At 70.9% G+C, this 13,415-nt stretch carries 15 protein-coding genes; 7 read left to right on the top strand and 8 right to left on the bottom strand.

All coding sequences use genetic code 11. From position 1 onward, the window contains the following. Positions 1–105: 105 nt before the first annotated feature. The 6 genes from ACTWQJ_RS01815 to ACTWQJ_RS01840 all read right to left on the bottom strand — a co-directional run bounded on the left by ACTWQJ_RS01815 (position 106) and on the right by ACTWQJ_RS01840 (position 5,522). Positions 106–1,362 carry an HD-GYP domain-containing protein gene (locus tag ACTWQJ_RS01815; protein ID WP_443304840.1) on the bottom strand — a complete coding sequence of 419 codons (1,257 nt, stop codon included), beginning with the start codon at positions 1,360–1,362 and terminating at the stop codon, positions 106–108. Then, entirely contained in the window at positions 1,359–2,672 is a 1,314-nt protein-coding gene (locus ACTWQJ_RS01820) for an HD-GYP domain-containing protein (protein ID WP_443304841.1), read from the bottom strand. The genes ACTWQJ_RS01815 and ACTWQJ_RS01820 overlap by 4 nt, the downstream gene beginning before the upstream one ends. 143 nt (positions 2,673–2,815) lie before the next feature. Then, positions 2,816–3,130 (bottom strand): mycothiol system anti-sigma-R factor, encoded by a 315-nt coding sequence (gene rsrA / locus ACTWQJ_RS01825; RefSeq protein ID WP_224736765.1) that lies wholly within the window; start codon positions 3,128–3,130, stop codon positions 2,816–2,818. After that, the gene (locus ACTWQJ_RS01830) at positions 3,127–3,822 is read right to left on the bottom strand and encodes a sigma-70 family RNA polymerase sigma factor (protein WP_206307036.1); all 696 of its coding nucleotides are present in this window, start codon (positions 3,820–3,822) and stop codon (positions 3,127–3,129) included. The genes rsrA and ACTWQJ_RS01830 overlap by 4 nt, the downstream gene beginning before the upstream one ends. A 256-nt stretch (positions 3,823–4,078) precedes the next feature. Further along, positions 4,079–4,705 (bottom strand): alpha/beta hydrolase family protein, encoded by a 627-nt coding sequence (locus tag ACTWQJ_RS01835; RefSeq protein WP_443304842.1) that lies wholly within the window; start codon positions 4,703–4,705, stop codon positions 4,079–4,081. Between the two features lies 1 nt (position 4,706). Beyond that, complete coding sequence (locus tag ACTWQJ_RS01840) at positions 4,707–5,522, bottom strand: SOS response-associated peptidase (RefSeq protein ID WP_443304843.1); 816 nt, start codon at positions 5,520–5,522, stop codon at positions 4,707–4,709. A gap of 49 nt (positions 5,523–5,571) precedes the next feature. Here ACTWQJ_RS01840 and ACTWQJ_RS01845 point away from each other — a divergent pair, with 49 nt between their 5' ends. From ACTWQJ_RS01845 to ACTWQJ_RS01860, 4 genes are all read left to right on the top strand, one after another. Continuing rightward, complete coding sequence (locus tag ACTWQJ_RS01845; protein ID WP_443304844.1) at positions 5,572–6,285, top strand: M50 family metallopeptidase; 714 nt, start codon at positions 5,572–5,574, stop codon at positions 6,283–6,285. A 148-nt stretch (positions 6,286–6,433) separates the two neighbouring features. Continuing rightward, positions 6,434–7,750 (top strand): 3-phosphoshikimate 1-carboxyvinyltransferase, encoded by a 1,317-nt coding sequence (aroA, locus tag ACTWQJ_RS01850; RefSeq protein ID WP_443304845.1) that lies wholly within the window; start codon positions 6,434–6,436, stop codon positions 7,748–7,750. A gap of 18 nt (positions 7,751–7,768) precedes the next feature. Beyond that, the gene (rsgA, locus tag ACTWQJ_RS01855) at positions 7,769–8,779 is read left to right on the top strand and encodes a ribosome small subunit-dependent GTPase A (protein ID WP_443304846.1); all 1,011 of its coding nucleotides are present in this window, start codon (positions 7,769–7,771) and stop codon (positions 8,777–8,779) included. 136 nt (positions 8,780–8,915) lie between these two features. Next, positions 8,916–9,239: a DMT family transporter gene (locus ACTWQJ_RS01860; protein WP_385513396.1), complete on the top strand. Its 324-nt coding sequence runs from the start codon at positions 8,916–8,918 to the stop codon at positions 9,237–9,239. Between the two features lie 9 nt (positions 9,240–9,248). On the opposite strand, the gene ACTWQJ_RS01865 is transcribed toward ACTWQJ_RS01860, so the two are convergent. Continuing rightward, complete coding sequence (locus tag ACTWQJ_RS01865) at positions 9,249–9,857, bottom strand: TetR/AcrR family transcriptional regulator (protein ID WP_443304847.1); 609 nt, start codon at positions 9,855–9,857, stop codon at positions 9,249–9,251. A 150-nt stretch (positions 9,858–10,007) separates the two neighbouring features. Between ACTWQJ_RS01865 and ACTWQJ_RS01870 the strand changes: the two genes are divergently transcribed. Together ACTWQJ_RS01870 and ACTWQJ_RS01875 are read left to right on the top strand one after the other, a co-directional pair. After that, positions 10,008–10,859: an inositol monophosphatase family protein gene (locus ACTWQJ_RS01870; protein ID WP_443304848.1), complete on the top strand. Its 852-nt coding sequence runs from the start codon at positions 10,008–10,010 to the stop codon at positions 10,857–10,859. 124 nt (positions 10,860–10,983) lie between these two features. Next, a complete protein-coding gene (locus ACTWQJ_RS01875) occupies positions 10,984–11,376 on the top strand; it encodes a CBS domain-containing protein (RefSeq protein WP_443304849.1) in 393 nt (130 codons plus the stop codon). A gap of 93 nt (positions 11,377–11,469) precedes the next feature. On the opposite strand, the gene ACTWQJ_RS01880 is transcribed toward ACTWQJ_RS01875, so the two are convergent. Then, on the bottom strand, positions 11,470–12,942 hold the full coding sequence (locus ACTWQJ_RS01880) for a catalase (RefSeq protein ID WP_443304850.1): 1,473 nt from the start codon (positions 12,940–12,942) through the stop codon (positions 11,470–11,472). Between the two features lie 125 nt (positions 12,943–13,067). Between ACTWQJ_RS01880 and ACTWQJ_RS01885 the strand changes: the two genes are divergently transcribed. Continuing rightward, positions 13,068–13,415 (top strand): Fur family transcriptional regulator (locus ACTWQJ_RS01885; RefSeq protein WP_443304851.1); only part of this gene is annotated, 348 nt, incomplete at its 3' end.

Consider the following 13,415-nt stretch of genomic DNA (forward strand, 5'->3'; position numbering starts at 1 on the left):
GTGCGGCTGGAAGGACGCTCATTACCCATGGGTTACCCAGCCACAGGCAGGGTCAGACCCTCCCGCCCGTCGCCCGCCACCACCCTGCCTGAGGCTCCCCCAGAGCTAAACACCTGGGGGGACCCCCACCGCGCCGCCCCTTTGATTCCACAGCACCCGGGCCAGCGCCTCGACGACCTCGGGAGCGTAGTCCCCGGCGGTCCCCAGCCGCAGCTCCTCCAGCGCCGTCAGGGGCCCGCCGGGCCCGGCGTCGCGCACCTTCTCCTCGTACGCGTTCACGGCCCGTACGATCCGGGCGGCAACCGGCTGCTCCGGGTAGGGGTCGGCCTGCCGCTCCACGACGACCGCGACCGAGGGGTCGACCCCGGTCTGCCGTACGACGGCCCCGCCCAGCAGCGCGATCCGTCGCTGCTCGGCGGCGGGCAGCGCGGCCGTGGCCCCGGCCGGCACCGGATCGACCAGGCTGAGCTGCCCGATGTCGTGCATGAGGGCCGCGTACTCGAGCACGGTGAGCTCGGGCTCGCTCAGCCCCAGGTCCCGCCCGACGGCCCGGCTGAGCGCGGCCACCCTGCGAGCATGCCCGGCCGGCGTGTACCCCGCTATCTCGGTGGCCCGGGCGAGGGAGGCGATGGTCTGCCGGTAGGTGGTCCGCACGGCCGCGTACCGCCGCAGGGACACCTGCGCGAGCAGCAGCGGCAGACAGAACACGGGCAGCGCCCACAGCCCGACGACGGCGACCGCGAGCGCCATCACCGCCCCGGTCGCGCACACGGCCGACCCGATGCCGGGCATGGCCCGCAGCTCGTCCCGCAGCAGCGGCCCGAACGGCCACCCGGTACGGGAGTGCGCCAGTGCCGCGGCGAGCACGGCGTCGCACAGCACGCTCACCGTGAGCAGGGCGATCAGCAGCAGCGCGTAGGCGGGCCCGCTCCAGTCCCCGAACAACCCCTGCTTGTACAGGGGTTGGAAACACAGGGCGGCGAACCCCACGGTGAGTACCCGCCGGGCCAGATGATCGACCACGGGACCCCGCCCGCGGCCGATGTCCGGCACGCATCCGACCAGTGAGGCGGCGAGCACGACACTGACGACCTGGGCGACGCCGTGTGCGGTGGGGTTCCCGGCGTCCTCGCCGAGCAGGGCGTACGACAACGCTCCCGCGGCCCCGAGTGGCGCCGCCTCCCTGACCTGCGGCCCCGTCCACCGGGCCAGCTCCCCGACGGTGACGAGCACCCCGAAGGCAAGGGCGACACCGCGCTCTTCGAGGCCGGTCCAGAGGGTGACGCCGAGGGACACGGAGGCGAGGAGCCCGGCGGAGACATGAATGAGAAGGAGGGGCAAGCGCAACCGACGGGGTCTCAACGGTGCGCTCCTGCCCGACTGGAAACGGGTGAGTGTGGTGGGTAAAGGCGACGGGACTGCACGCCGTCAGCAGTCACCGCCGGATGCCATCCACACCGCAGGACAGCCCGCCGCAAAGCCGCAACCATCCGAGGATCGAACTGTGCCCCCGCACACCGCTCAAGTTCCTCCAGCGCGGCCGCAACAGGCCGCCCCCGCCGATAGGACCGCGTGGACGTCATCGCATCGAACGCATCCGCCACCGCGACCACCCGAGCGGACTCAGGAATCTGGCTCCCCATGAGCCCGTACGGATACCCGCTCCCGTCCAACCGCTCGTGATGGTGCAGTACGGCCGCCCGGGCCTCCCCCAGAAACGAAATCCCCCGCACCATCTCGTGCCCGTACTCGGGATGCAGCTCGATCACCCGCCGCTCATCGGGCGTCAACGGCCCGTCCTTGCGCAGCAGCCGCGTGGGAACCCCCAGCTTCCCCACGTCGTGCAGAATCCCGGCGAACCGCAGGACCTCCACCCGCCCGTCGTCCATGCCCAGTTCGCGCGCGATCATCATCGAGGCCTGCCCGACGCGCTCACTGTGCCCGCGCGTGTACTCGTCCTTGATGTCGACGGCCTGCACCAGCGCACGGATCGTCGCCTGGTGGGCCCCCCGCTCCCGGTGGTACTGCGCGAAGGCCCACCAGGACACGCACATGGGCAGCAGTACGAGCAGGGAGGCGGGCGGTCCGTACGGGCTGCGCCACAGCACGGCCATCATCAGCCCGGCGAGGCCGTGCACCGCGAGCGGCGCCAGTGACCGGGGGAAGAGCCCCCGCCAGGCGGCCCGCACGGGCACGTGCTCGGCGAGCGCGAGAATCCCCCCGTCCAGCACGGTCAGCACCAGGCAGAACGCCAGCACGGCGGCCCCGGCCGGCACAAGGGCGTAGGGAAAGTCGGGCGCGACCACGGCGTCCCGCCCGCCGAGCGCGCCATGGACGCGGGCGGCGGCCCACACCGCGAGGGTGAGCTGGGCGGCCCGCCAGATCCGCCGGAGCCCGACAGGGCGCCGCTCCACCGGCGACAGCAGCGCCCCCGGCAGGGCGACCAGCGCCGCGGCGGCCGGCGGCAGCAGAAACGCCCCGGCGAGCAGGACGGGGTGGAAGGCGCCGGCGATGCGTCTGCGGGCGAGCCACTCACCACCGGCGTACAGAACGGCCAGCAGGGTCATCGCCCACCACGACGCACGTACCGTCGGCAGCGGCAGCAGGCAGACCAGGGCACCGAGGACGACACAGGCGACGTACACACGTGCGCGCGCCGGAACCGCCTCCATGACGACGCCCCTCCCCCGGTCCCCCGACCGTGCCTGTCCAGGCTCCGGAGCTTAGGGCGGTGAGGGGGAGGGCGCGGCCGACGGACGGCCGATTAGCACGTTCGGGTGACGGGACCCCGTAGCGGAATCCCGTCCCCGAAGTTTCAGGATTCCTGCGGGGTGGCCTGGGGCGTGGCCGTCACGTCGTGCTCGGGCACGGTCTGCCCGGAGCGGATCAGATCGATCCGCCCCATGACCTTGGCCCGCAGGTCGGTGGGCACGTCGTCATGCCCGCAGCACCGCTTGACCAGCTTCTTCACGGCCTGCTCCAGGCCGTACTTCTCCAGGCACGGCGAGCATTCCTCGAAGTGGTGCTGGATCTTCTCGCGATCGACGTCCGGCATCTCACTGTCGAGGAACTCGTACAGATGGTCCAGGACTTCACTGCAGTCCGTCTCGTGCGGCTCTCCGCAGCTCATGAGCCCGAGCCTTTCGCTTCGTTCGACTCCCCGGCGCCCGCCGGGACCAGCCCCCGCTCACGGGCGTAGTCCTCGAGCATGCCGCGCAGTTGACGGCGGCCCCGGTGCAGCCGGGACATCACCGTACCGATGGGTGTCCCCATGATGTCCGCGATCTCCTTGTACGCAAAGCCCTCTACGTCCGCGAGATAGACGGCGATGCGGAATTCCTCGGGGATCGCCTGCAACGCTTCCTTCACGTCCGAGTCGGGCAGGTGGTCGAGCGCCTGCGACTCCGCGGAGCGCAGGCCCGTCGACATGTGCGACTCGGCACGGGCGAGCTGCCAGTCCTCGATCTCCTCGGCCGCGCTGCGCTGGGGTTCGCGCTGCTTCTTGCGGTACGAGTTGATGAAGGTGTTGGTGAGGATCCGGTACAGCCACGCCTTCAGGTTGGTGCCCTCGCGGAACTGGTGGAAGGACGCGTACGCCTTGGCGTACGTCTCCTGCACCAGGTCCTCGGCGTCGGCCGGGTTGCGTGTCATGCGCAGCGCGGCCGAGTACATCTGGTCGAGGAACTCGAGCGCGTCCCGCTCGAAGCGCGCACTGCGCTGAGCGGTCGACTCCGTGCTCGAGTCCGCGCTGATGCCCTGGCCCTCGGGCAGCTCCGCCTGGCCGTTGTCGGCCCCTGCGTCGGTACCGGTGACCGGACCCACCTCCTCAAGATTCCGGGCGAGACCGAATGCAGTCCCACCAGAATCGGAGGATAGACGACGATCCGCACCCGCCGCCGCTCGAATAGGAGCGGCCTTGGCCGCGTGCAGCACCGTCCAGTCCAGGTCAGTGCGGCTGCTGCGGCTCGGGCAGTAGATCGAACCCATGCGGCGGACTTCCTCTCCTACGACGTCGGCGCTGGTCATCAGCACTTCTGTCCGCCTCAACAGTGGTCGGGGCCCCGGCATTCCCGAAGCTTTACCCGAGTGACCCGGTCCACTGCACCACCGCGTCTGTGAGGATCTCCAGGGCCTGTTCCTGGGTGATCTCCGCCCGCTTCGGCACCGCGAAAGCATGATCGCCGTACGGCACCTCGACCAGCTCGTGGGAACCCTCGGGAAACTCCGCGGGCTTCCCCCACGGGTCGTTGCCGCCCTGGACGACGAGGGTCGGCACCCCGGCCCCGAGCAGCTCCTCGGCGCGGGACTTCTCCGGCTTGCCCGGCGGGTGGAGCGGGAAGGCGAGGGCGAGGACCGCCGCCGCCCCGAGCTCCGTCGCCGTACGGCAGGCGACCCGGGCGCCCGCGCTGCGTCCGCCCGCGACGACCGGCAGCCCGGGCTTGGCCAGGGCCGGCCAGATCCCGCGCCAGCCCACATCGAGCGTCTTCGGCGCGGGGGCCATCTTCTTCCCGGCGACCCGCCAGGGCTGCTCGACGCGGGCGACGCTCACCCCGTGCCCGGGCAGCACGTCCGCGACTGCCTCGAGGTCGCGCGCCTCGATGCCACCGCCGGCGCCGTGGCCGAGGGCCAGAACGAGCCTGGCCTTGCGCGCCTTGTGCCAGGTGATGCGGGCGGTACCGGCGTCCGTCTCGATGATCTCGCTCACATCAGAAGAGTGTGCCCTCTTCGGGGCCTTCGAGCTCCCTGAGCAGCTCCGGGCCGTTGTTGCGGACGTTGCTGACGGCCGTGGGCACCGGGTAGGCGCGCATCAGGCCGGGCGGGGGCGGGGCGAGCAGCTCCCGCAGGTCGTCGGGGTCGGTGCGGGACGGGTCGAGCCAGGCGTCCCAGCGGTCCGGGGTGAGCATCAGCGGCATCCGGGGGTGGATGTCGGCGAGGGTGTACGGGCCGTCGGCGGGGGCCACGGCCAGCGGGCTCTTCTCGGCCTCCGTGGTGATGACGGAGCAGGTGACCCACCAGGCCTGCGGGTGATCGTCGGGCAGCGTCCGGTCGCGCCAGAACTCGTACAGCCCGGCCATCGCGAACACCGACCCGTCGGCGGGGAGCACGAAGTACGGCTGCTTGCGCGGCCGCTTCTTCTTGCCCTCGACCTCCAGGTCCCGCTCCTGCTTGCCGGTGACCCACTCGTAGTAGCCGTCGGCGGGCAGGATGCAGCGGCGGGTGGTGAAGGCGCGGCGGAAGGCCGGCTTCTCGTGGACCGTCTCCGCGCGCGCGTTGATCATCCGGGCGCCGCCCTCGGGCGTCTTGGCCCAGGACGGGACCAGTCCCCACTTCAGCTTGCGCAGCTGGCGAACCGGGCGCCGGTCGTCGACGTCCTTCAGAGGACGGTCGAGGACCGCGTGGACCTCTTTGGTCGGTGCCACGTTGTAGTCGGGCTCCAGGGTCTCCTCGGGCTCCCACTTCTCGATCTCAAAGATTCCTGCGAGATCCTCGGGCCCACGACTCGATGCATACCGTCCGCACATACGTGTCACACTGCCAGACTCCGCCGATCAGAGGGAGCGCCCCAGAAACATGGACAGCACTACAGCCACCTCTCTGTGGGACGAGCTCATCGGCATCCAGCCCGACCCCGACGTGTGGGTGGTGATCGCCACCCTGGTCGCCGCCCTCGCGGTGATCGTCCCGCACGGCCTGTGGCGCGTCTTCCGCAACGCCATCACCATCGCCCACGAGGGCGGCCACGGCCTGGTCGCCCTGCTGACCGGCCGGACCCTGACCGGCATACGGCTGCACTCCGACACCAGCGGCCTCACCGTCAGCCGCGGCAAGCCGTACGGCCTCGGCATGATCCTCACGGCCGCCGCCGGCTACACCGCTCCCCCGCTGCTCGGCCTCGGCGGCGCCGCGCTGCTCGCCACGGGGCGCATCACACTGCTGCTGTGGCTGGCCACGGCACTGCTGGTGGCAATGCTGGTGATGATCCGCAACGCGTACGGGGCACTCACCGTGATCCTGACCGGCGGTACGTTCCTGATGGTGTCCTGGCTGACCGGCCCGCAGATACAGGCGGCGTTCGCCTACGCGGTGGTGTGGTTCCTGCTGGTGGGCGGCGTACGCCCGGCGTTCGAACTCCAGGCGAAGCGCTCACGGGGAGGCGCGGGAGACTCGGACGCGGACCAGCTGTCCCGCCTGACACACGCCCCGGCAGGCCTGTGGCTGTTCCTGTTCCATGCCGTGTCCCTCTCCTCACTGATAGGCGGGGGCCGCTGGCTGCTGGGGGCATGACCAGCTGGCCTTAAGGGGCGCGGGGCTGTATCGATATGCGGCTCCTCCCCCACTCTCGGCTTCGCTCGAGCGGGGGGACCCCACCGTGGGCGCGACCAGCCACGACGCCGCCGCACCCGAACGACGGCCTCCCACTAGAGTGGGGCCCATGGCCCCGAACGACGCACACACCGCCCTCTGGCCCGCCCCGCACGCGAGCGGAGCCGTCGATGCCACGGTCCACGTGCCCGGGTCCAAGTCGGTCACCAACCGCGCCCTGGTGCTCGCCGCCCTCGCCTCCGAGCCCGGCTGGCTGCGCCGCCCGCTGCGTTCCCGTGACACGCTCCTGATGGCGGGTGCCCTGCGTGCGATGGGCGTCGCCATCGAGGAGGGCGTGGGTCCGGACGGCACCGGCGAGGCCTGGCGGGTGCTCCCGGCCGGTCTGCGCGGCCCGGCCACGGTCGACGTCGGCAACGCCGGCACGGTGATGCGGTTCCTGCCGCCGGTCGCCGCGCTCGCCGACGGCCCCATCCGCTTCGACGGCGACCCGAGGTCGTACGAGCGCCCGCTGAACGGCGTGATCGACGCCCTGCGCGTCCTCGGCGCCCGGATCGACGACGACGGTCGCGGCGCGCTGCCGCTGACAGTGCACGGCGGGGGCGCCCTGGACGGCGGCCCGGTCGAGATCGACGCCTCCTCCTCGTCCCAGTTCGTGTCGGCGCTGCTGCTGTCCGGCCCGCGTTTCAACCAGGGCGTCGAGGTCCGCCACACCGGCTCGACGCTCCCTTCGATGCCGCACATCCGCATGACCGTCGACATGCTGCGCGCGGTCGGCGCCCAGGTCGACACCCCGGAGTCGGGCGGCGAGCCGAACGTCTGGCGGGTCACTCCGGGCGCCCTGCTCGGCCGTGACCTGACCATCGAACCGGACCTGTCCAACGCCCAGCCGTTCCTGGCGGCGGCGCTGGTGACCGGCGGCAAGGTGCTGATCCCGGACTGGCCGTCGCGCACCACCCAGCCCGGCGACCGGCTGCGCGAGATCTTCACCGAGATGGGCGGTTCCTGCGAACTGACCGACTACGGCCTCGAGTTCACCGGATCGGGCGCGGTCCACGGCATCGACGTGGACCTCGGCGACGTGGGCGAGCTGACCCCCGGCATCGCGGCGGTCGCCGCCCTCGCCGACTCCCCGTCCACCCTGCGCGGGGTGGCCCACCTGCGCCTGCACGAGACGGACCGGCTGGCCGCCCTCACCAAGGAGATCAACGAACTCGGCGGTGACGTGACGGAGACGGCCGACGGCCTGCACATCCGCCCGCGCCCACTGCACGGCGGGATCTTCCACACCTACGAGGACCACCGGATGGCCACCGCCGGCGCGATCATCGGCCTCGCGGTGGAGGGCGTGCAGATCGAGAACGTGGCGACGACGGCGAAGACCCTGCCGGACTTCCCCGACCTGTGGACCGGGATGCTCGGGGCGTAGGGACGCGGGGATCAGGTCATGCGCCGCTACGGCAAGCACACCGACGAGGACGACATCCGCTCCCGCCCCAACCGCAAGGGCAACCGGCCGCGTACGAACATCCGGCCCAAGCACGAGGATGCCGCCGAGGGCATGGTCCTCACCGTCGACCGCGGCCGGCTCACCTGCCTGGTCGACGACCGGATCGTGATGGCGATGAAGGCCCGCGAACTGGGCCGCAAGGCGGCGATCGTCGGCGACCGCGTGGCCATCGTCGGCGACCTGTCCGGCAAGAAGGACTCCCTCGCCCGCATCGTCCGCATCGAGCCGCGCACCTCGGTCCTGCGCCGCACCGCGGACGACGACGACCCGTACGAGCGGGTGGTCGTCGCCAACGCCGACCAGCTGGCCATCGTCACCGCCCTCGCCGACCCGGAGCCGCGCCCGCGTCTGATCGACCGCTGTCTGGTGGCCGCGTACGACGGCGGACTCGAACCCCTCCTGGTCATGACCAAGTCGGACCTCGCCCCGCCCGACAAGCTCCTGGAGCTCTACGGCCACCTGGACATCCCGTACGTCGTCACCAGCCAAGAAGAACTGGAGAGCGGCGAGGCTGCGGACCGCGTACGGGAACAACTGGACGGCAAGATCACGGCCTTCGTCGGCCACTCCGGCGTCGGCAAGACGACCCTGGTCAACGCGCTGGTGCCCAAGGAGCGCCGCCGCCTGACCGGGCATGTGAACGTGGTGACGGGCCGCGGCCGGCACACCACGACGTCGGCCCTGGCGCTCCCGCTGTCCGGCACGGACGGCTGGGTGATCGACACCCCCGGCGTACGGTCCTTCGGCCTCGCCCACGTCGACCCGTCCCGGGTGATCCACGCCTTCCCCGACCTGGAACCGGGCACGGAGGGCTGCCCGCGCGCGTGCAGTCACGACGAGCCGGACTGTGCGCTGGACGCCTGGGTGGCCGAGGGCCATGCCGACCCCGCCCGCCTGTACTCGCTGCGCCGGCTGCTGGCCACGCGGGAGCGCAGGGAAGGCGACTGACCCGCGCGTTGTTTCTCTTCACGCGGGGTTTGCCTCCCGGCGGGTCCGGTAAGGGCATAATCGCTAGGCCGGATCCCAAGGGTGAGCAAAGCCTGACAAGCGGTCACAGAACGTGGACGTACGGGGAGGACAGCACATGGCGTGGCTGCTGGTCATCGTGGCCGGGTTGCTCGAAACCGGCTTCGCCGTCTGCCTGAAGCTGTCCCACGGCTTCACGCGGCTGTGGCCGACCGTCGCCTTCTGCATCTTCGCACTGGGCAGCTTCGGCCTGCTGACGCTGTCCCTGAAAAAGCTCGACGTGGGCCCGGCCTACGCGGTGTGGACCGGCATCGGCGCGGCCGGCACCGCCATCTACGGCATGGTCTTCCTCGGCGACATCGTGTCCACGCTGAAGATCGTCTCGATCAGCCTGGTGATCATCGGCATCATCGGCCTCCAGCTGTCCGGCTCGGCCCACTGACCCGAGGGCTCACACCGGCTGCCGGTACAGGGCCCCGCGCACCAGATCCGCGACCCCGCCCTCAGCGGGCGGTGCGGCCACGCAGGACAGCGCGAGGCGGACGACCAGTTCGCAGGAGCGGGCCAGGTCGGCGGTGTCCGACTTGGGCGCGCCGGGACCGGCCAGCACCGCCACCGCGCGGTCACGGACCAGCGCCACGAAGTCGCCGGGCGAGGGCAGCGGCCCGTCGGCGCGCCGCTGTGCGGGTACCGCGGAGGAGGACGGCACCGCCGACAGCCTCGGTGCGGGCAGCCGTTCGTTCCAGCAGCCGGTGAGCATGGCCCGCACCAGCGCGTTCTCCCGGGCGGCCGACATGGTCCACTCCGCGGTGGCGGTGAGCCGCTCGCGGGCGTCGCTGTGGGTGGCCAGTGCGCGTTCGACGCCGGCGAGATACCCGTCGGCCTCCCTGCGGACCAGCGCCCGGGCCAGCCCGTCCTTGCTGCCGAACTCGTTGTACAGCGTCTGCCGGGACACCCCGGCCGCCGCGGCCACGTCCACCATCCGCACCGCGGCCCACGGCCGACGGGCGAGCGCCGTGTAAGCGGCATCCAGCAGGGACTCCCGCGCTGCAGGCATCATCGCCTCCCGGGACAACGAATTCCTGCCCAGATTTGACGCGCCCGGGGGCACTGTCAAGGGTTCGCACAGGCGCGGAGGGGGCGCACCAGGGCACCCCTCCCACGCCGCCCCCCATAGCCCCGTACCAACAGATCCAGATACCGTTCGCTCATGCCCGACTATCTCGACGACCTGCGTCTCGCCCACGTCCTCGCGGACGCCGCCGACGCCGCGACGACGGACCGCTTCAAGGCCCTCGACCTCAAGGTCGAGACGAAGCCCGACATGACGCCGGTGTCCGAGGCCGACCGGGCGGCCGAGGAGCTCATCCGCGGCCAGCTCCAACGCGCCCGCCCCCGCGACGCGATCCTCGGCGAGGAGTACGGCATCGAGGGCACCGGCCCGCGCCGCTGGGTCATCGACCCGATCGACGGCACCAAGAACTACGTCCGCGGCGTCCCCGTCTGGGCCACCCTCATCTCGCTGATGGAGGCGGGTCCGATCGAGGCGCCGCGAAGCGGCTCGTTTGAGGGTGGTGGTGGGCGACGGGAGGGCGGATACCAGCCCGTCGTCGGCGTCGTCTCCGCCCCCGCGCTGGGCCGCCGCTGGTGGGCCGCGAAGGGCCACGGCGCCTTCACCGGGCGCAGCCTGTCCTCCGCCACCCGGCTGCACGTCTCCCGTGTCTCCAAGCTGTCGGACGCCTCGTTCGCGTACTCCTCCCTGTCCGGCTGGGAGGAGCAGGACCGTCTGAACGGCTTCCTGGACCTCACCCGCGAGGTCTGGCGCACGCGCGCGTACGGCGATTTCTGGCCGTACATGATGGTCGCCGAGGGCTCGGTCGACATGTGCGCCGAGCCCGAGCTGTCGCTCTGGGACATGGCCGCGAACGCGATCATCGTGACGGAGGCCGGCGGCACCTTCACGGGTCTCGACGGCCGTCCGGGCCCGCACAGCGGCAACGCGGCCGCGTCGAACGGCCTGCTCCACGACGAGTTGCTCGGCTACCTCAACCAGCGCTACTGAACGCCCCCTTGTTGACCCTCTCTTCGCCTGTCACTCTGAGAATCCCCGGCCTTGTGAACTTGTGAAACGGTGAACAAAGTGCAATGACCGAAGCCGGGGCTTCCTCAGGAGGTGGCTCCATCCCATGCTCGTCCGCGACGCCATGAGCACGGTGGTCCTCACCATCGGCCCCACCCACACGCTTCGCCAGGCAGCCGCCCTGATGTCCGCCCGCAGGGTCGGTGCGGCCGTGGTCCTCGACCCCGACGCCGGCGGCATCGGCATCCTCACCGAGCGGGACATCCTCAACTCCGTGGGCCTCGGCCAGGACCCGGACACGGAGCTGTCCCACGCCCACACCACCACCGACGTCGTCTTCGCCGCCCCGGCCTGGACCCTGGAGGAGGCGGCCCGTGCCATGGCGCACGGCGGCTTCCGCCATCTCATCGTCCTCGACCGCGGCGAACCCGTCGGCATCGTCTCGGTCCGCGACATCATCCGCTGCTGGGTACCGGCCCGGCAGCAGGTACCGGCCTGACCCTCCGAACAGTCACCTTCAGACGCGGAACGGGCCGGGCTCCCCGAGGAACCCGGCCCGCTGCCACGGCAAGCGATCCAGTGCTGGTCGGTGTCAGTCCCGCAGGGCCTGGACGGCGGCCTCCAGCCGCTTGCCGAAGTCACCGTCCGCCTGGCGGAAGTTGTTGATCGCACGCTCGGCGATGTCGTCGCGCGACACCCCGGCGATGCTGCCCGCCAGGTTGTTGATCAGGCGCTCCTTCTCGTCCTCGGACATCAGGCGGTAGAGGTTGCCCGCCTGGACGAAGTCGTCGTCCTCGGCGTGCACCGGCGCCGGGTGGTTGCCCGTGCCGGCCGTGAAGTCCGAGCTGGAGGCCCACAGCGGCCGGTCCGTCTGGAACGGGCCGCCGAAGCTGTTCGGCTCGTAGTTCTTCGCGCCCTTGTGGCGGCCGTCGTACAGATAGCCGTCACGGGAGTTGGTGCGCGCCTCGGTGGCGTGCGGGCGGTTCACCGGCAGGTGGTCGGCGTTGATGCCGACGCGGTAGCGGTGGGCGTCGCCGTAGGCGAAGAGGCGGCCCTGGAGCATCTTGTCCGGGGACGGGCCGATGCCGGGCACGAAGTGCGCCGGGGAGAAGATCGACTGCTCGACCTCGGCGAAGATGTTCTCCGGGTTGCGGTTGAGCTCCAGCTTCCCGATCTCGATCGGCGGGTAGTCCTCGTGCGGCCACACCTTGGTGAGGTCGAACGGGTTGAAGCGGTACGTCGCCGCGTCCGCCGCCGGCATGATCTGCACCTGCACGGTCCAGGTCGGGAACTCGCCGCGCTCGATGGCCTCGCGCAGGTCGCGCTGGTGCGAGTCGGGGTCCTTGCCCGCCAGGATCTCCGCCTCCTCGGCGGTCAGGTTCTTGATGCCCTGGTCGGTCTTGAAGTGGTACTTGACCCAGAAGGCCTCGCCGGCCTCGTTGTTCCACTGGAACGTGTGCGAGCCGTAGCCGTTCATGTGGCGGTACGAGGCGGGGATGCCGCGGTCGCCGAACAGCCAGGTCACCTGGTGGGTGCTCTCCGGGCTGAGCCCCCAGAAGTCCCACACGTTGTCGGCCTCCTGCGAGCCGGTGTACGGGTCGCGCTTCTGCGTGTGGATGAAGTCGGGGAACTTGATGGCGTCCTTGATGAAGAACACCGGGGTGTTGTTGCCGACGAGGTCGTAGTTGCCCTCCTCGGTGTAGAACTTCAGCGCGAAGCCACGCGGGTCACGGACGGCGTCCGCCGCACCCAGGTTGCCGGCCACGGTCGAGAAGCGCAGGAAGACCTCGGTCTGCTTGCCGATCTCGGAGAGGAACTTGGCACGCGTGTACCTGGTCACATCGGCGGTCACCGTGAAGGTGCCGTAGGCACCGGCGCCACGGGCGTGCACGACCCGCTCCGGGATGCGCTCACGGTTGAAGTGGGCGAGCTTCTCGAGCAGGAGCTGGTCCTGGACGAGCACCGGGCCGCCGACGCCCGCGGTCTCGCTGTTCTGGTTGTCGGCGACCGGGGCACCGGCCTCCGTCGTAAGCGGTCCCTGCGTCACGTGCGCCTCCTGCGTCATTCCTGACCGTTCCTGTCCCTCGGCCAAAACCAGGTTCGATCCTACAATGGACACTGTCTAAGTCAAGTAGAGCTCTAAAGCCACACCTGTTCGTAAACTGGTTACCAGCTGCTAAGCTGAGCTTTATGAGTGACCTTCTGGAACGACTGCGCGGACGTGGATGGCGGATGACCGCGCAGCGGCGCGTCGTGGCCGAGGTCCTCGACGGCGAACACGTCCACCTGACGGCCGACGAGGTCCATGCGCGGGCTGTCGCCAAGCTGCCCGAGATCTCCCGGGCGACCGTCTACAACACGCTGGGCGAGCTGGTGTCCCTCGGTGAGGTGCTCGAGGTCGCCACCGACAAGCGCGCCAAGCGGTACGACCCGAACGCCCACCGGCCCCACCACCACCTGGTGTGCGCCCAGTGCGGCGCGATCCGCGACGTCCATCCCAACGGCAACCCGCTGGCCGACCTCCCGGACTCGGAGCGC

Origin of the sequence: Streptomyces sp. KR55 (assembly GCF_052245645.1) — a bacterium.
GTDB lineage: Bacteria > Actinomycetota > Actinomycetes > Streptomycetales > Streptomycetaceae > Streptomyces > Streptomyces flavusporus.

Coding starts and splice junctions, on each gene's coding strand:
- ACTWQJ_RS01820 (WP_443304841.1), bottom strand. CDS start 2,672: ATGGAGGCGGTTCCGGCGCGCGCACGTGTGTACGTCGCCTGTGTCGTC.
- rsrA (WP_224736765.1), bottom strand. CDS start 3,130: ATGAGCTGCGGAGAGCCGCACGAGACGGACTGCAGTGAAGTCCTGGAC.
- ACTWQJ_RS01840 (WP_443304843.1), bottom strand. CDS start 5,522: ATGTGCGGACGGTATGCATCGAGTCGTGGGCCCGAGGATCTCGCAGGA.
- ACTWQJ_RS01845 (WP_443304844.1), top strand. CDS start 5,572: ATGGACAGCACTACAGCCACCTCTCTGTGGGACGAGCTCATCGGCATC.
- aroA (WP_443304845.1), top strand. CDS start 6,434: ATGGCCCCGAACGACGCACACACCGCCCTCTGGCCCGCCCCGCACGCG.
- rsgA (WP_443304846.1), top strand. CDS start 7,769: ATGCGCCGCTACGGCAAGCACACCGACGAGGACGACATCCGCTCCCGC.
- ACTWQJ_RS01860 (WP_385513396.1), top strand. CDS start 8,916: ATGGCGTGGCTGCTGGTCATCGTGGCCGGGTTGCTCGAAACCGGCTTC.
- ACTWQJ_RS01865 (WP_443304847.1), bottom strand. CDS start 9,857: ATGATGCCTGCAGCGCGGGAGTCCCTGCTGGATGCCGCTTACACGGCG.
- ACTWQJ_RS01870 (WP_443304848.1), top strand. CDS start 10,008: ATGCCCGACTATCTCGACGACCTGCGTCTCGCCCACGTCCTCGCGGAC.
- ACTWQJ_RS01875 (WP_443304849.1), top strand. CDS start 10,984: ATGCTCGTCCGCGACGCCATGAGCACGGTGGTCCTCACCATCGGCCCC.
- ACTWQJ_RS01880 (WP_443304850.1), bottom strand. CDS start 12,942: ATGACGCAGGAGGCGCACGTGACGCAGGGACCGCTTACGACGGAGGCC.